This is a genomic window from Mesorhizobium sp. M0633 (genome assembly GCF_040320645.1).
GTDB lineage: Bacteria > Pseudomonadota > Alphaproteobacteria > Rhizobiales > Rhizobiaceae > Mesorhizobium.
Window position 1 is genome coordinate 203,813 of sequence record NZ_JAMYQC010000006.1, and the last position, 15,961, is coordinate 219,773.

The 15,961-nt window shown below is 63.0% G+C and carries 16 protein-coding genes; 8 read left to right on the forward strand and 8 right to left on the reverse strand.

What is annotated here, in order from left to right:
• Positions 1-173 precede the first annotated feature (173 nt).
• From NKI47_RS08770 to NKI47_RS08780, 3 genes are read right to left on the reverse strand one after another with little or no spacing between them, the layout of a single operon-like run.
• On the reverse strand, positions 174-578 hold the full coding sequence (locus NKI47_RS08770) for a TadE/TadG family type IV pilus assembly protein (protein WP_352571643.1): 405 nt from the start codon (positions 576-578) through the stop codon (positions 174-176).
• Positions 568-987: a TadE/TadG family type IV pilus assembly protein gene (locus tag NKI47_RS08775; protein ID WP_352571642.1), complete on the reverse strand. Its 420-nt coding sequence runs from the start codon at positions 985-987 to the stop codon at positions 568-570. Before NKI47_RS08775 ends, NKI47_RS08770 begins: the two co-directional genes overlap by 11 nt.
• A gap of 26 nt (positions 988-1,013) precedes the next feature.
• Complete coding sequence (locus tag NKI47_RS08780; protein ID WP_348625932.1) at positions 1,014-2,369, reverse strand: pilus assembly protein TadG-related protein; 1,356 nt, start codon at positions 2,367-2,369, stop codon at positions 1,014-1,016.
• Positions 2,370-2,532: 163 nt separating this feature from the next.
• Here NKI47_RS08780 and NKI47_RS08785 point away from each other — a divergent pair, with 163 nt between their 5' ends.
• A complete protein-coding gene (locus NKI47_RS08785) occupies positions 2,533-3,858 on the forward strand; it encodes an NAD(P)H-dependent oxidoreductase (protein ID WP_352589243.1) in 1,326 nt (441 codons plus the stop codon).
• On the forward strand, positions 3,851-4,009 hold the full coding sequence (locus NKI47_RS08790) for a hypothetical protein (RefSeq protein WP_352589246.1): 159 nt from the start codon (positions 3,851-3,853) through the stop codon (positions 4,007-4,009). The genes NKI47_RS08785 and NKI47_RS08790 overlap by 8 nt, the downstream gene beginning before the upstream one ends.
• 144 nt (positions 4,010-4,153) lie before the next feature.
• On the opposite strand, the gene proC is transcribed toward NKI47_RS08790, so the two are convergent.
• Positions 4,154-4,969, reverse strand: coding sequence for a pyrroline-5-carboxylate reductase (proC, locus tag NKI47_RS08795; RefSeq protein ID WP_352589249.1), 816 nt, complete (start codon positions 4,967-4,969; stop codon positions 4,154-4,156).
• 225 nt (positions 4,970-5,194) lie between these two features.
• Here proC and NKI47_RS08800 point away from each other — a divergent pair, with 225 nt between their 5' ends.
• From NKI47_RS08800 to NKI47_RS08820, 5 genes are all read left to right on the forward strand, one after another.
• Positions 5,195-5,932, forward strand: coding sequence for a hypothetical protein (locus NKI47_RS08800; protein ID WP_352589252.1), 738 nt, complete (start codon positions 5,195-5,197; stop codon positions 5,930-5,932).
• A gap of 36 nt (positions 5,933-5,968) precedes the next feature.
• Positions 5,969-6,103 carry a hypothetical protein gene (locus NKI47_RS08805; protein ID WP_023677431.1) on the forward strand — a complete coding sequence of 45 codons (135 nt, stop codon included), beginning with the start codon at positions 5,969-5,971 and terminating at the stop codon, positions 6,101-6,103.
• Between the two features lie 37 nt (positions 6,104-6,140).
• A complete protein-coding gene (folD, locus tag NKI47_RS08810) occupies positions 6,141-7,040 on the forward strand; it encodes a bifunctional methylenetetrahydrofolate dehydrogenase/methenyltetrahydrofolate cyclohydrolase FolD (RefSeq protein ID WP_023677432.1) in 900 nt (299 codons plus the stop codon).
• 16 nt (positions 7,041-7,056) lie between these two features.
• A complete protein-coding gene (locus tag NKI47_RS08815) occupies positions 7,057-8,055 on the forward strand; it encodes a GlxA family transcriptional regulator (RefSeq protein ID WP_023677433.1) in 999 nt (332 codons plus the stop codon).
• Between the two features lie 112 nt (positions 8,056-8,167).
• Positions 8,168-9,832 (forward strand): vWA domain-containing protein, encoded by a 1,665-nt coding sequence (locus tag NKI47_RS08820; protein ID WP_352589255.1) that lies wholly within the window; start codon positions 8,168-8,170, stop codon positions 9,830-9,832.
• A gap of 40 nt (positions 9,833-9,872) precedes the next feature.
• On the opposite strand, the gene edd is transcribed toward NKI47_RS08820, so the two are convergent.
• The 3 genes from edd to zwf all read right to left on the reverse strand — a co-directional run bounded on the left by edd (position 9,873) and on the right by zwf (position 13,934).
• On the reverse strand, positions 9,873-11,696 hold the full coding sequence (edd, locus tag NKI47_RS08825) for a phosphogluconate dehydratase (RefSeq protein ID WP_352589258.1): 1,824 nt from the start codon (positions 11,694-11,696) through the stop codon (positions 9,873-9,875).
• Positions 11,697-11,769: 73 nt separating this feature from the next.
• Positions 11,770-12,483, reverse strand: a complete 714-nt coding sequence (pgl, locus tag NKI47_RS08830) for a 6-phosphogluconolactonase (RefSeq protein ID WP_023677436.1) — start codon at positions 12,481-12,483, stop codon at positions 11,770-11,772.
• Entirely contained in the window at positions 12,465-13,934 is a 1,470-nt protein-coding gene (gene zwf, locus NKI47_RS08835) for a glucose-6-phosphate dehydrogenase (protein ID WP_352589261.1), read from the reverse strand. The genes pgl and zwf overlap by 19 nt, the downstream gene beginning before the upstream one ends.
• 274 nt (positions 13,935-14,208) lie before the next feature.
• Here zwf and NKI47_RS08840 point away from each other — a divergent pair, with 274 nt between their 5' ends.
• Complete coding sequence (locus NKI47_RS08840; protein ID WP_352589263.1) at positions 14,209-14,955, forward strand: SDR family oxidoreductase; 747 nt, start codon at positions 14,209-14,211, stop codon at positions 14,953-14,955.
• Between the two features lie 62 nt (positions 14,956-15,017).
• On the opposite strand, the gene NKI47_RS08845 is transcribed toward NKI47_RS08840, so the two are convergent.
• On the reverse strand, positions 15,018-15,818 hold the full coding sequence (locus NKI47_RS08845; protein ID WP_352589266.1) for an SH3 domain-containing protein: 801 nt from the start codon (positions 15,816-15,818) through the stop codon (positions 15,018-15,020).
• Positions 15,819-15,961 lie beyond the last annotated feature (143 nt).

Sequence of the window (15,961 nt, forward strand, 5' to 3'; positions counted from 1 at the left end):
TAGGCCTCGCATGCCTGTCAACAAACAAGTAGCGGCGGCGCAGCGCTGGGCGAGGGGTGGGGGCTCGGCCGGAACAAAGCCGGCAACGGCACGCCGTACAAGGCGATCGCCTATAAAGGCGGCGTGCAGCGAACATCCTGCGAAAGGTGCCGCTCGACTGGCCGGGGACGTGCTCACGATGCAATCAGGGGAACTGTGACAGTTGTCTGATAATGTATCGGATATCGGTTGAAATACGGGAACTCGATCACGAACGCATATTGGGCGGTCAGATGTGCCATGCGAAAGCCGCCGCTGGCGACGTCGATTGCTATTGTTACGTCGACGTCTTTCAATCCCAAATCCAGTAATTTTTCCGTGGCAATGGCTTGGATCTGGGCCTGAGTCAGCGAGTTCTTCATTTGCAGCGCACGTGACGACGTTTCCAGCGTGTACCGAACACTCGACATAGCGTTCAGAGCCCAGCCGAATGCAAAGATGCCGATCAAAAGCATTATCAGAAAAGGCGCGATCAGCGCGAACTCTAATGCAGCTCCGCCTGATGCATCCCCCGTGAAAGCTCTCGACTTAGCGGACACGAATCACCTGTTGATGACTGAGTTCGCGCGAGAGGGAAAACGCGCCAAAACTGAAGGGCGGTGACCAGGTGGCTGTCGCCTGTATTACGAGGAAGACCGAGGGGGCTTTCAAAGTGTCGCACAGGACCGATGGATCGGCCACGATGTTCCCGCACATGTATTTCCGGCTCACTGCCACCTGCGCGCCATCAGGATGGTTTTCCCAGCTCGAAAGAGCGACAGCTTGGATGGTCGTATCCTCGACTGCTCCTTGCATCACGAGGTTCGCCGCGGTTTTGACGCCTGCACGCATCGACAATGCGCTCGAGACAAAAGACCAGCCGTCGATGATGCCAAGAAGTACCAGGCAAAGGATGGGCAGAACCAGCGCAAACTCTACCGCGGCAACACCCGAATCACTCCGGAACATCCGGACTTGTAGCCGATCCACGAAAACTACTCGACAAGCTGAACGGTTTGCGTGGCCGGAATGTCTCGCATTCCAAGGCTCGTGCAATCCTGAATGATGTTTGCGTTGCCGGACCATTGCACGGTACTTGCGACGACCTGCGTGCAACCACCTTTGCCCGAGAAATTGCCGAGATAATTGACGCCCTGTGTTGGAAAATACAGAGCGCCGGTCAATAGCGAATCCGCCGTGCCATTAAACGTGTTGGATCCCGCCAGGTTGGCTCTGTCGCCATAGAACAGCACACCTGAATAGGTGCCCGACGTCGGTGCGCTGAGCTTGACGGTCGCCGTGCCGTTCATGCTAACGCCGGAGGTATCGGCCAGATAAATGACGACACCCTCGCCGGAAATATTTGCATTCGAGCTCGCTTTGAAATCGCCTCCCTCAATGACGTATATCCCGGGCGAGAGGGTTACATTGCCGCTCAAGCTGAGCCCCTTGCAGTATGTTCCAGGTTGCAAGGTTGACTGATTGCCGTTTTGACAAGGGTTCGTGGCCGGCGGCGCCGGCAGGTCGGCAAAAGGATCAGCAGCGGGCAGCGCCTGAGTTATCAGGCTGGCGCAAACGGTCTTCACGACGTTGCTCAACGAAACACCGCCTGCCGATATCAGGCAATCGACATCAAGGCTTGCCGATCCCTGAAGTTTGATGGCGTCCGGAGCTATCGAATTCGACATGACGGAGCAGCCTGTCAGTTTTGTGGTCGAACTGCCGGAAAAGAGCGCCGCTTTCGAAGCGGAAGGATCGACCGTCAAAATGCAGGCTTTTGAAGCATCCGTAATAAGAGCCACCGCCCTTGCTTGTGCGCCAACTGCGTTTTGCGTGAATATCGACGTAAAGAACCGATCGAGGTTCTGATGAACGACTACCTCAACCGCCTTTTTTCCGACATTTGGACCGGCTGACGGAGGCGAGAAGACCTCTATTGTACCTGCTGACGGTCCCCAGCCGTTCGTGGTCGCTGACGCTGTCGCTGCGGAGACAATCTTTGGCGTGTCGGATCCCGAAACCTTTTCCAAAGCGCCAGCATAGGCCGCCGCATCCGCCACCGCTTGTAGCTTCAGGCTGCTGTAATACCAATAGGAAGTCTCGATACCAAGGCCCGCACCGCCGACGACAATCGGCAAAGACAGAGCAAAAATAGTAGCAACGTTGCCGCTCTCGCCGATCGGTCGCATAGCGCGGAAAAAACACCTAAAAATGCGGGCACGCCAGTCCATTTCCCTATTAAAGCAGGATTGCATAAAAGAATGACTAAGAATTTCCGTACATTTCTTGGCTGCGATCCATCCGGGCTTAACGGCCCGTTCCGCCGCTTCAACGCGGGCCTTTGGCGCCACAGGACCCTCGTTAGTCCTTCGGCCGGGAGCATGTCTTCATAGGAACAATTCTGGTTTCCGGGGTCATGCGCAAGAAAAGACCGCCGCGGCCGGTTTCGATTGGCAATGGGTTGCCGTTCCCTGCTATTCCCGCTTCAAATCAAAAAGCAGTGGACGTTCCAGTATGACCAATGTCGCCTTGACCGGGCTTGCCCGCGATCTTGCCAAGCGCGCCGCGGAAGGCCGCCCGGTGCGCATCGGCGTTATCGGTTCGGGCGAGATGGGCACCGACCTGGTGACGCAAGGCATGCTGATGCCGGGCATTTCGGTTTGCGCGATCTCGACGCGCCGTCCGCATACGGCGCGTGACGCCATCCGCATCGCCTATGGTGATGAGGCGATGGCGGCCGAAGCGGACAGCGCTTCGAAGGTCGGCCAGGCGATCGAAAGCGGCAAGATCGCCATCACCTCGAACGAGATGCTGGTCACCAATCCGCTCATCGATGTCGTCATCGACGCCACCGGCAAGCCCGGCGTCGCCGCCGATTTCGACCTGATGGCGATGCAGCACGGCAAGCATCTGGTGATGATGAATGTCGAGGCCGACGTCACCATCGGCTGCTATCTGAAGCAGCAGGCCGACCGGCTCGGCGTCGTCTATTCGGTCGGTGCCGGCGACGAGCCGTCGAGCTGCATGGAGCTGATCGAGTTCGCCTCGGCGCTCGGCTACACCATCGTCTCCGCCGGCAAGGGCAAGAACAACCCGCTCAACCACGACGCCGTTCCCGACGACTACCGCGAGGAGGCGCTGCGCCGCAACATGAATCCGCGCATGCTGGTCGAGTTCGTCGACGGCTCGAAAACCATGGTCGAGATGTGCGCCATTGCCAACGCCACCGGGCTGGTGCCCGACGTTCCCGGCATGCACGGCCCCAAGGCCGATCGCGACGAGCTGGTCAAGGTGCTGATCCCGCGCGAGCAGGGCGGCATCCTGTCGAAGAAGGGCGTCGTCGACTACACCGTCGGCAAGGGGGTGGCGCCCGGTGTCTTCGTCATCGTCGAGGCGACGCATCCGCGCATCATCGAGCGCATGGACGATCTGCATATCGGCCACGGCCCTTATTACAGCTTCTTCAGGCCCTACCATCTGACCTCGCTGGAAGTGCCGCTGACGGCCGCTCGCATCGCGCTTTACGGCAAGCCCGACATGGTGCCGCTGCCGCGGCCGGTGGCCGAGGTCTGCGCCGTGGCCAAGCGCGATCTGGCGGCAGGCGAGGTTTTCGATGCGATCGGCGAGACCTGCTACCGCTCCTGGACCATGACCGTCGAACAGGCCCGCGCCCATCGCGCCGTGCCGGTCGGTCTGCTCGAAGGCGGCAAGGTGCTGAAACCGGTGAGGAAAGGCGAATTGCTCACCGCCGACAATGCCGCGCCCGACCCGACGACCGGGCTGTTCGCCTTGCGCCGGCTGCAGGACGAGATGCTGTATGGGAATCTTGGTGATGGCTGAGGTCCGTGAATCCGAGTTGAAGCGGGAAAATGGACGCCCTTCTCTGGCAGAGCGGCTCGCGGCCATTGCCGATGATCTCAAAGCCAAAGCCGGCAAAGACGGGCGGCCCGTGAACAAGGACGAGATCGACGACTTGTGGGGACATCGCTGATATCTGTCGACATTCTAGGCTATCGCGATTTTGATGTCGGCAGGACAGTGGAGGGCGCGAAGGAACGCCGCGTAACGTTTCTACCGGTTGCTATTGCCGAAAGGAACGGTCGGCCATCACCGCCGACCGGCTCCCCCAGAAGCCCTACTTCCCCAGCTCGATAGACCGCAGCCGCGCCGCTTCCACCGCCTCGGTGAGCAGGCGCGTCAGCCGGTCCTCGCCCATCAGTACTGCAAGGGCCGCAGCCGTGGTGCCGTTGGGGCTGGTCACCTGCTGTCTGAGCACGCCCGGCTCCTCGCCGCTTTCGGCGGCCAGCGAGGCGGCGCCGTAGACCGTCTGCATGGCCAAGAGCTTGGCAGTCCCGGTCGGCAGGCCGGCCTTCTCGGCGGCCACGGTCAGCGCTTCGATGAAATGGAAGATATACGCCGGCCCCGACCCGGAAACCGCCGTCACCGCATCCATCAGGGCTTCGTCGTCGATATCGGCCACTTGCCCGCCCGCCGAAAGCAGGTCGGCGACGAAGCGTTTAGTCTCGTCGGAAACCAGCCTGTTGGAAAACACCACCATCATGCCCTTGCCGATCGCCGCCGGCGTGTTGGGCATGCAGCGCACGATCGGCGCGCGGTCGCCGAGAATACCTTCAAACGTGGCCACCGGCGCTCCGGCGGCGATGCTGAGGAAGGTGGTCCGGCCATCGTTGAAGCGGATGTAACCAGCCGTCACGTCGCGGATCACCTGCGGCTTCACCGCAATGACGACGACGGTCGGCACGGCGTCCGCCGGGATGGCGCCGGCATCCGCGGCAGCAGCGCAGCCCAGTGCTTCGGCACGCTTGCGCAACTCGGCATTGGGCTCGACCACGAACACCGCAGCCGGAGCGAGCTTGCCGGCTTTCAGCCAGCCCGAGAGCATGGCATAGCCCATATTGCCGCAACCGGCGAGAACAAGCCTGATCGTCATCGAAAGCCTCCCATAGAGATGGCTTCCCCATAGACGTTCGCGGCAGGGCGGGGAAGCCCTGTTGGGACCGTGATCAGGCGGAAACCCCGACCTTGCGGTTGGATGCGCATGTAGTCGCGCAGCCGCGCGGCGACCAAATTAACCTTTTATTTCCTATGCCTGTTTAGCATCGCCTAACCAGTGGCGGTCGCTAGGTCCCAGCCCGAGGGGAAGGCTCCAGAAACCATGGCTTATAGGAAAAATCGTGAACACTGGAGGAACGAGCAGTCCTTGCTGTCGCTCGTCGAGGCGGTGCGCGGCGAGGACGAAGCATCGCTGGTTTTGCTAGAGGACCGCGCAGGCCCGTCATGGCGCGAGGATGCCGCCACACGCCATCGTCTTGCCCGCTCGCGCCGCGAAGCGTGTGCCAGTCCGATCCTGTTGGCAGCCGCCGGCATAAGCCAGCCCGATCCTGATGAGCCAAAGGGCGGCACCATACTGATGGAAGAGGCTGCAGCTGCCGATGGGTTTTTCGACCCCGCTGGCTCCCATGGCGGCCCCGATGCCGGTTCCGCCGATCGCGCCGCGTACCGGGCAGCACCGCCTGCCGCTCCGTCGGTCGAGGTCGCGCGCACCAAACGTCCAGGCGCGATCGGTGCCGTGTTGTCGGCGCTGCGCCGGCTCGTGCCTGGCAGAGCGCCGGAGGAGATGGCGTCCGGTGAGACTTCCGCCGCGACAAATTCCACCGCAGCGATGCCGCCTGCGTTCCACCCGCAGCCGTTCTATGCCGGTCGGGCACCTTATCCGCAGCAACCCCCGCCGCCGCATTCGGCCCGTACTCAGGCCTGGTCGAGGAAGGCAAATCAGGCCTCGGAAGCCGCCGATCAGCAAAGCCAGATCGAGGAAATCCGCGCCAGCCTGCGCGAATTCCGCGAGGTCGTTCGCGAGCTCACCGAAAACCGCGCGCGCCGCCGCTATTTCTGAGCGTCGAATAAAACATGCCGGTTTCGAGTTAACGGCATGGGACGGCGCATTGACGGGATTGCCCGGCTCGATTTTCGTGAAAATGCCGCGCTGCATGTCCGCCCGCAGCGCATGGTTCTGGGCAACGGCCTGCATAAAAGATATCTGGAGCGCGCCGCATGGATGTTTTAACGCGGCAGGCTTGCGCGATAGGCGTCGAGGGTGGTTCATGGCTGAGTTGATTGACGGAAAAAGCGTCGCCGAAGACGTGGTGCGGCGGGTCAAGGCCCTGACCGCCGAACTGGCGGAAAAGGGCGGACGGCAGCCCGGTCTCGCCGTGGTCATCGTCGGCGAGGATCCGGCGAGCCAGGTCTATGTCGCCTCCAAATCCCGCACCGCCAAGGAATGCGGCTTCCATTCGGTTCAGCACACGCTGCCGGCCGAAACCTCCGAGCCGGACCTGTTGAAGATCATCGGCCAGCTCAACGCCGATCCGGCCATCAACGGCATCCTCGTGCAGCTTCCGCTTCCCGGCCATATCGATTCCGGCAAGATCATCCAGACCATCGCGCCGGAGAAGGATGTCGACGGCTTCCACTTCATCAATGTCGGCAAGCTCGGCACCGGCGAACTCGAGACCGCCTTCGTGCCTTGCACGCCGGCCGGCTCGATGCTGCTGATCGAACGCGTGCGCGGCAAGGACCTGTCCGGTCTCAATGCGGTCGTCGTCGGGCGTTCGAACATCGTCGGCAAACCGATGGCCAATCTTCTGCTTGCCGCCAACTGCACCGTCACCATCGCACACAGCCGGACCAGGGACCTGCCGGCGCTTGCCCGCACCGCCGATATTCTGGTCGCCGCCGTCGGCCGGTCTGAAATGGTCCGCGGCGACTGGGTCAAGCCTGGCGCCACCGTCATCGATGTCGGCATCAACCGCGTCGCCGCACCTGAAAAGGGCGAAGGCAAGACGCGCCTCGTCGGCGACGTCGCCTTTGCCGAAGCAGCGAAGGCGGCCGGCGCCATCACGCCGGTGCCTGGCGGCGTCGGACCGATGACCATTGCCATGCTGATGGCCAACACGCTAGCTTCCGCCTATCTCGCAGCCGGATTGAAACGGCCTTCCTTCTGACCAGAAAGCAGCGTCCTTGCCGAACCTCACTGTTCCCTTAGAACGGCCGGTCACCAATGATCCCGTTCAGGGCGGGCGGCAGTTCGGGTTTCTGTTGGTCGACAAGTTCTCCATGTTCTCGCTGGCCGCGGCAATCGACACGTTCCGGTCGGCGAACCGGCTGCTCGGCCGCGATTTCTATGGCTGGACTACGGTGTCGGCCGACGGCGACGCCGTCATGGCGTCCAACGGCCTGCCGCTCAAGATCGACTACGCGGTTGCCGATCTGCCGCCGGTCGATATCCTGTTCGTCTCGGTCGGGCTGACGACGGAATTTCCCGGCAAGAGCAAGGTGCTGGCAGCGCTGCGCAGTTGGGGCCGGCGCGGCAATGCGCTCGGCGCGCTTTCGGTCGGCTCCTATTTGCTTGCCGAAGCAGGCCAGCTCGATGGCTATCGCTGCACCATCCATTGGGAAAACCGCGCCGGCTTCCTCGAACGCTTTCCGGACATCAACTGCACCGGCAACGTCTTCGAGATCGACCGCAAGCGCTACACCTGCGCCGGCGGCACCACATCGATCGACCTGATGCTGGAGATCGTGCGCGGTGATTTCGGCTCGAGCCTCGCCAATGGCGTCGCCAACCAGTTCCAGCATGAGCGCATCCGCTCGGCCGGGGACCGCCAGCGCGTCGGCCCGGAACGCGACCTCACCGGCAAGTCGGAGAAGCTGCGCCGCATCGTCGAGCTGATGGCCGACCATCTCGACGAGCCGCTGTCGGCGGTGCAGCTCGCCAAGTCGGCGGGCCTGTCGGTGCGCCAGGTCGAGCGCCTGTTCCTGCGCCATCTCAGTGTGACGCCCGGGCGCTATTATATGCGGCTCAGGCTCGAGCGGGCGCGCGAATTGCTGCGCCAGACAAACATGCCGATCCTCGACGTGGCAATCGCCACCGGCTTCACCTCGCATTCCTATTTTGCCCAGAGCTACCGGCTGCAATTCGGCCGGCCGCCTTCCGAGGAACGCCGCACGGCCTATTGAGGGTTTGGCAGAGAGGCGACGCAGCTTCGTACTCCGTCCGGGCTTGTGTCGCGACCCGGCGTCAAATAGCTTTCCGGCGCCGAGCGGCGGCGACTGACGGGGGAGATTTTTGATGGCGGGATTTGTGCAGAGCGTCGCTGCGGCGGCCTTGCTGTGGACGACGGGGTTCGGCTTCGCCGCCGATCGCGTCATCGTCATTCTCGATGCCTCCGGCTCGATGTGGGCGCAGATCGACGGCAAGCCCAAGCTCGAAATCGCCCGTCAATCGCTGCGGAACGTGCTGCAATCGGTCCCGGCCGAGGAGGAAATAGGCTTCATGGCCTATGGCCATCGCGAGAAGGCCAGTTGCGACGACATCGAACTCATCGTGCCACCGCAGGCAGGCTCGGCAAGTGCGATCTCAGCCGCGGCCGACAGCTTGAAATTTCAGGGCAAGACGCCGCTGACCGCTGCGGTCAAGCAAGCGGCGGAAGCATTGAAATACACCGAGGACAAGGCGACGGTCGTTCTCATCACCGATGGCATCGAGACATGTAGCGGCGATCCCTGTGCGCTCGGCAAGGAACTGGAGGCTGCTGGCGTCGACTTCACCGTCAATGTCGTCGGCTTCGGCCTGACGGCGGCCGAGGGCAAGCAGGTCGGTTGCCTCGCCGACAATACCGGCGGCAAATATATCGAAGCGTCGGATGAAAAGGCATTGCAGGACGCCCTCGTCGAGACCGTTGCGCCTCCGCCACCCGCCCCTGAACCGACTCCCGCCCCGCAGCCTGCTCCCCAGCCGGCGCCCGCCCAGCCGGCGGAGTCCAATTTCGTGCCCACCGTCGTGCTTGCCGAGGGTGGCGATCCCGTCACCGACGGCAATGCCTGGGAGATCTACAAGGCGAATTCCGACGGCACGCGCGGCGATCCCGTCACCACCGAATATGGCACCTACAAGGGCAATCTGGAGCCGGGCGACTATATCGTCGTCGCGCGTGCCGGCGAGGCCAGGGCCGAACAGAAGATCAAGATAGAGCCTGGCCAGGTCGCCAAACCGCACTTCAACTTGAATGCCGGCACGCTGGTCATCCACCCGCGGCCAAGCGAAGGAGCGGACGTTGATGACGGCGCGGCTGTCGTAATTGGCTATCCCGGCGTCGACACCCCGCCGACCTATTACGGTGACACGAAAGTCGTGCTGCCGGCCGGTGACCAGAAGGTGACGGTCACGATCGGCCAGGGCATGGTTATCGAGACGATCCCGCTTGCCGCCGGCAGGGTCATCGACAAGGACATCATCGTCGGCGTCGGGCGTATCGTCGCCAACGCCTATTATGCTGCCGGCGGCGACAAGGCCGAGGGTTCGGGCGTCGGCTTCAAAGTGCTCCAGGCGAAAAAGAACGTCGACGGAACCAGGCAGGAGGTGACTTATGCCTACGGTCCGGACAGCAAGTTCGATCTGCCGCCCGACGATTATGTAATGGTCGCGACGGTCGACCTTGCGGTGGCCGAGCAGCCGTTCAGCGTCAAGGTTGGCGACCATCAGGATCTGAAGATCGCGATGAACGCCGGCATGCTGACGATAACCGCGCCAGGGGCCTCGAAGATCGAGATATTCGAGGCCAGGAAGGCCATCGACGGAACCCGCAAGTCGGTCGGCTACGCCTACGACCAGAAGTATCAAGCTACTCTGTCGGCCGGCGACTACGCGGTGGTTTCGGAGAAATCGGACAACAGCTCGAGGGAAGGCACGGTAACGGTCAGGGCCGGCGCGCGAGCCGAGCTGACCGTTCAGTAGATCTAAGGGGGCCGCCAGCCGCTCTTCCATGGTCGAAAAGTCACGCCGTACCGAAGGCGCTGGCGCCATGGTCGGCGCGTCCCACCAACTGCCGGAACCCGGCGAAAAGCTCGCGGCCGAAGCCGAATTCATTGCCTATGAGGTCGCTGTCCGCGGGGCGGCGCAGTGCGAAATCGCCGGCTGGCACCAGTACCTCCAGCGTCCCGGCCTCGGCGTCGAGCCTGATGATATCGCCGTCATGGATCCTGGCGATAGGCCCGTCCTCCGCCGCTTCCGGCGTCACGTGAATCGCCGCTGGCACCTTGCCTGAAGCGCCCGACATGCGGCCGTCGGTGACCAACGCCACATGCTGGCCGCGGTCCTGCAGGATGCCGAGCACGGTGGTCAGCCTGTGCAATTCCGGCATGCCGTTGGCCTTCGGTCCCTGGAACCGAATGACGGCGATGAAGTCGCCGGTCAGCGACCCCGCCTTGAACGCCTCGTTCAGGCCTTGCTGGCTGTCGAACACCTTGGCCGGCGCCTCGATGACGCGCCGCTCCGGCTTGACCGCCGATGTCTTGATGACGGCGTGGCCGAGATTGCCCGAAAGCACTTTCAGACCGCCGCTCGGCTGGAACGCCTTCTTGAACGGCGCCAGCACCTTCTCGTCCCCGCTCTCGCGCGGCGAAGCCTCGCGCACGACGCCGCCGTCGGCGCCGAGCCTGGCCTCGACCGCGTAGGGGCGCAGCCCTTCGCCCCACACCGTCTGCACATCCTCGTGCAGGATGCCTGCGTCGAGCAGTTCGCGGATCAGGAAGCCGAGCCCGCCGGCGGCGTGGAAGTGGTTCACATCGGCAAGGCCGTTCGGATAGACTCGCGCCAGCAGCGGCACGGCTTCCGAGATGTCGGAAATATCCTGCCAGGTAATGGCGATGCCGGCCGCCGCTGCCATGGCGATCAGGTGGATGGTGTGGTTGGTCGAACCGCCGGTGGCGTGCAGGCCGACGATGCCGTTGACGATCGAGCGCTCGTCGATCATCCGCCCGACCGGCGTGTAGGCGTTGCCGAGCGCGGTGATCGCCAGCGCCCGCTTCGTCGCTTCCCTGGTCAGCGCGTCGCGCAGCGGCGTGCCGGGATTGACGAAGGAAGCGCCAGGCGTGTGCAGGCCCATGATCTCCATCAGCATCTGGTTGGAATTGGCGGTACCGTAGAAAGTGCAGGTTCCCGGCCCGTGATAGGATTTTGATTCGGCTTCGAGCAGTTCGGCCCGCCCGGCCTTGCCCTCGGCATAGAGCTGGCGGATCTTGGCCTTTTCGTCGTTCGGAATGCCGGTCGTCATGGGCCCGGCCGGGATGAAGACCGCCGGCAGATGGCCGAAGGTCAGCGCCGCGATCACCAGCCCGGGCACGATTTTGTCGCAGACGCCGAGATAGACGGCGGCATCGAACATGTTGTGCGACAGGCCGATTGCCGCGGCCATGGCGATCACGTCGCGCGAGAACAGCGACAGCTCCATTCCGGGCTGGCCCTGGGTGACGCCGTCACACATCGCCGGCACGCCGCCGGCCACCTGGGCGATGCCGCCGGCCTCGCGCGCCGCATCCTTGATCAGCGCCGGAAACGTCTCGAAAGGCTGATGTGCCGACAGCATATCGTTATAGGAGGTGATAATGCCGAGATTCGGCACCCGGTCCCCGCCAAGCGCTACCTTTTCGGAAGGGCTGCAGACGGCAAAGCCATGGGCCAGGTTGCCGCAGGACAGCACGGCCCGGTTGGCGGTGCGGTTCGAGGCTTCGGTGATGCGGCCGAGATAGGCCTCGCGACCGGGCTTGGAGCGCTCACGGATGCGCTGGGTGATGGCTTCGATATCGCGTCTTGCGGTCATGGCGGTCGGTCCTTTCAGGCGAGGTCCCGCAAACACCTTCCGGCTATTGCCGGGACCTGCAGCCAAGTTGAGATCAGGGTGCCCAGAAAACCTCTACGGGCTTTTGAGTGGCATCGAGCACGGCGCGAATGGGCTTTCGTGCTCCAGTTCCAAGCGCGGCCTCGAATGCGGTGCGTTTTTCCGCGCCCTCGATATGCAGCGCGATGAAGGCGGCATTGATGATCCGCGCCAGTGATAGCGTCAGCCGTGGCTCGCCGGCGCTTGCCGCGTGAACCGGAAGCACGATCTTTTGCGACGACGGATCGAGCAATCTTGCCAGGTTGTCGGCATCCGGAAAGAACGAGGCGGTGTGGCCATCAGTTCCCATGCCGAGCACAACAACGTCGAGTGGCCAGGGCAGCACTTGCAGCGCCTCACTGTCGGAGACCGCTGCACCCTCGATCGTTGCCGCGGCGTGGTAGAGCGGCACGAAATTCGCGGCGGCGGCCGCGTTCTGCAGCAGGTTGGCGGCAACCAGGCCGGCATTGGAGCGCGGCGATGAGGGCGGCACGAAGCGCTCGTCGACCAATGTTATCGTCACCTTTTCCCAGGCGATCGGAACGGTCGAAAGCGCCGCGAAGAATTTCGCCGGCGTCGTGCCGCCCGAGACCGCAAGCAGCGCCATGCCGCGCTCGGCGATCGCCTTTGAGAGACGGCCGGCGACGTGGCCGGCAAGCGCTGTCGCCAACTCCTGGCGTCCGGCAAATTCGTGCCAGTTGTAGGCGCCGCCTAATTGCTCTCGTGCCATGTCCGCCCGTCGCGTTCGATCAGCGCAATCGAGGCCGAGGGGCCCCATGTGCCGGCGGTGTAGCCTTGCGCCTCTTGCCTGCCGCTTTCCCAGGCGTCCTGGATCGGGTCGATCCATTTCCACGCCGCCTCGACCTCGTCGCGGCGCATGAACAGCGTCTGGTTGCCACGGATGACGTCCATGATCAGCCGCTCATAGGCATCGGGGGCGCGGCCGTCGAAGGATTGCGCAAAACTCATGTCGAGCGGAATCTGGCGCAGCCGCATGCCGCCCGGCCCCGGATCCTTGATCATGATGAACTGCTTGACGCCCTCGTCGGGCTGCAGCCTGATGACCAGCTGGTTGGCGGAAATCGGCCCGGCGCTCTCGCCGAAGATCGAATGCGGGATCGGCTTGAATTCGATGACGATCTCCGAAACGCGGGTCGCCAGCCGCTTGCCGGTTCGGAGGTAGAACGGCACGCCCGCCCAGCGCCAGTTGCCGATCTCGGCCTTGAGCGCAACGAAAGTCTCGGTGTTGCTGTTCTTGCCGAGCTCCTCGACATAGCCTTTCACCGGCCCGCCGGCCGAGGCGCCGGCACGGTATTGTCCGCGCACCGTGTGCTTCGGCGCTTCGTTGCCGTTGATGCGCTTCAGCGCCCGCAGCACCTTCAGCTTTTCGTCACGGACGGCATCGGCGTCCATCGACGACGGCGCCTCCATGGCGACGAGGCAGAGCAGTTGCAGCATGTGGTTCTGCACCATGTCGCGCAATGCGCCGGCCTTGTCGTAATAAGTGACGCGGTCTTCCAGGCCGACTGTCTCGGCCACGGTGATCTGCACATGATCGACATTGGCGGAATTCCAGAGCGGCTCGTAGAGCGCGTTGGCAAAGCGCAGCGCCATCAAATTCTGCACCGTCTCCTTGCCGAGATAGTGATCGATGCGGAAAATCTGGCTTTCATGGAAGTCGTCGCCGACCAGGTCATTGAGCGCGCGCGCCGAAGCTAGATCGCGGCCGATCGGCTTTTCCAGCACGATGCGCGAATTCGGCGTGATCAGCCCGTGCTCCTTCAGCTTGTGCGAGATGTCGCCGAACAGTGCCGGCGCCACCGCCAGATAGAAAGCGCGGATGTGTTCGCTGTCGCCGATCGCCTGCTTCAGCCTGTCGAAGCCGGCACCTGTGGTTGCATCTGCCGGGACATAGGAAAGCCGTGCGAGGAACGTCTTCAGTTCCGTGGCGTCGATATCTTCCGGCTTCACGTGGTCGGCAATCGCCTGCTTGGCGAAAGACTGGAACTCCTCGTCTGTCATCTTCGAACGCGATGTGCCGATGATGCGCGTCGGCTCGGAAAACTGGTGGTCGCGCTGGCGGTAGTATAGCGACGGCAGAAGCTTGCGTTCCGACAGATCGCCGGTGCCGCCGAAAATGATGAAGTCGAAAGGATCGACGGGGATGATCTGGCTGGTCATGGTCTGTCCGCTCTGACGCCGGTCGCGATAACGCGGCTGATATAATCTAATCGATTTAAACTTGCCAGTGCCATTGCGTCACATCCGCGTGTGCTCTTGACACCGGCGCTGGCCGGAGGCTTGTCGGCAAGCGATGCTTCCGGGAGCGTTCGCAGGTGCAGCATAGAGCGGGATCAAGGCGAAAGCCAAAGGAGAAATCGGCAATGGACACACATCTTTCGATGGCCATGGCCAAACGCGTTTTCGATCGTCTTCAACGATGAGTGAGAAAAGCATGCGCCTCAAAAACAAGGTCGCCATCATCACCGGCGCTGCCTCGGGTTTTGGCGAGGGGATGGCCAGGCGCTTTGCCGAGGAGGGCGCGCGCGTAGTCGTCGCCGATCTGAACGCCAAGGGCGCAGAGCGCGTTGCCGGCGAGATCGGCGAAAAGGCGATCTGGACCCAGACCGACGTCTCGCTGCGGTCCGAATTCGACGACATGGTCCATGCTGCAATGAGCGCCTTCGGCCGCATCGACATCATGCTCAACAACGCCGGTTATACCCATCGCAACGGTGACATGCTGGAAGTCGACGAGGCGACCTTCGACCTGATCACGTCAGTCAACATGAAGGCGATCTACCACGCAGCGCTTGCCGTGGTACCGGTGATGGAGCGGCAAGGCGGTGGCGTCATCCTGACGACGGCCTCCACGGCCGGTATCAGACCGCGGCCCGGCCTCACCTGGTACAATGCATCGAAGGGCTGGGCGATCACCGCGACCAAATCGATGGCGGTGGAACTCGCGCCGAAGAACATCCGGGTCAACTGCCTCTGCCCAGTTGCCGGCGAGACCGGCATGCTCGCGAAATTCATGGGCGCCGACACACCCGAGATCCGCGAGAAGTTCCGCGCGTCGATCCCGCTCGGCCGGCTTTCGACGCCGCTCGACATAGCCAATGCCGCGCTTTGGCTCGCTTCGGACGAGGCGGCTTTCATCACCGGCGTGGCGCTGGAAGTCGACGGCGGGCGTTGTATTTGAACGGTCCGGTTATCCGGCGGAGGACCGGCTGATGGCGAGCGACCCGCAATCGCTCTGCCGGCCTACGCCCCGGTTTTGACGTAGCTCTTGTAGATCCAGCCGCGCTTGCCGTTGTAGACGATCTGGCACCATTGCTTGCAGCTCATCACTTGCACCGATGTCTTGGCCGGCACGGTGAGAATGGCGGCCGCATTCTTTTTTGGGCCGGTGCGCATGGTGACGGATCTCAGGATGCGTCCGGTACCGGCAGTATTGGCTCTTCCGGATTTTGCCTTGGTGCTGTTGTCGTCTTCGCTCGCGGTCTGCGTCGGCAGTTGCGGCTTGGGCGTGGGGATGGCGGCGGTCTGCGCGCCATCGGGCCCGCTGTTTTTCGTTGAGCTGCCGGGAGCCGCTACCTTGGCAAACAATGCCGCAGCGTCGGGTTTTGCTGCCGGGTCGGCGAATGCCACCGAAGCAGACGATTTATCGGTCGCCTGCTCGGTCTGGCTTGCCAGTTGGTCGGATGCTGCCGTGGCGGCGGCCGATGCCGTCTTTGGCCCCGTCCAGCGCGGATCGTTGGGAGCCAGCGCTGGTATCTCGGCTTCCGCTGCGGCCACCGCTGGGGAAACCGCATCTGCCTTGCCCGTCGTCCGCGGCGCCGCAGCAAGCTTGGCAGGCATGATCTTCGTCGTCTTGACCGGGATGGTCGGAACGATCTGCTCAGGACTTGCGGCCGCTTGTCGCTCATTTGCCGGCAATGCCAGCCACAGTGCCACCGCGGCAACGCCGAGCAGTGCGGCCGTGCCAAGCGCGGCTATCACCAGATGCGCGTTCGACCGGACCCCGTGCCAGAACGTCGGCCGCATATCGTAACCGAATTGCATCGCAAGGCGCCGTCGTTCCGGCGCGCCGAAACTGAAGGGCTCTCTCACACTTGCCACCTCCATTTGCGGGCCGATGTTCTTACGACCCATGCCGGAGAGCCGGCATTTCGATCGGCATCGGTCCCAAACCAAAAGCGGGCAGG

Coding starts and splice junctions, on each gene's coding strand:
- NKI47_RS08845 (WP_352589266.1), bottom strand. CDS start 15,818: ATGCAATTCGGTTACGATATGCGGCCGACGTTCTGGCACGGGGTCCGG.
- proC (WP_352589249.1), bottom strand. CDS start 4,969: ATGACGATCAGGCTTGTTCTCGCCGGTTGCGGCAATATGGGCTATGCC.
- edd (WP_352589258.1), bottom strand. CDS start 11,696: ATGACCGCAAGACGCGATATCGAAGCCATCACCCAGCGCATCCGTGAG.
- NKI47_RS08775 (WP_352571642.1), bottom strand. CDS start 987: ATGTTCCGGAGTGATTCGGGTGTTGCCGCGGTAGAGTTTGCGCTGGTT.
- NKI47_RS08840 (WP_352589263.1), top strand. CDS start 14,209: ATGCGCCTCAAAAACAAGGTCGCCATCATCACCGGCGCTGCCTCGGGT.
- pgl (WP_023677436.1), bottom strand. CDS start 12,483: ATGGCACGAGAGCAATTAGGCGGCGCCTACAACTGGCACGAATTTGCC.
- zwf (WP_352589261.1), bottom strand. CDS start 13,934: ATGACCAGCCAGATCATCCCCGTCGATCCTTTCGACTTCATCATTTTC.
- NKI47_RS08820 (WP_352589255.1), top strand. CDS start 8,168: ATGGCGGGATTTGTGCAGAGCGTCGCTGCGGCGGCCTTGCTGTGGACG.
- folD (WP_023677432.1), top strand. CDS start 6,141: ATGGCTGAGTTGATTGACGGAAAAAGCGTCGCCGAAGACGTGGTGCGG.
- NKI47_RS08790 (WP_352589246.1), top strand. CDS start 3,851: ATGGCTGAGGTCCGTGAATCCGAGTTGAAGCGGGAAAATGGACGCCCT.
- NKI47_RS08800 (WP_352589252.1), top strand. CDS start 5,195: ATGGCTTATAGGAAAAATCGTGAACACTGGAGGAACGAGCAGTCCTTG.
- NKI47_RS08785 (WP_352589243.1), top strand. CDS start 2,533: ATGACCAATGTCGCCTTGACCGGGCTTGCCCGCGATCTTGCCAAGCGC.
- NKI47_RS08805 (WP_023677431.1), top strand. CDS start 5,969: ATGGGACGGCGCATTGACGGGATTGCCCGGCTCGATTTTCGTGAAAAT.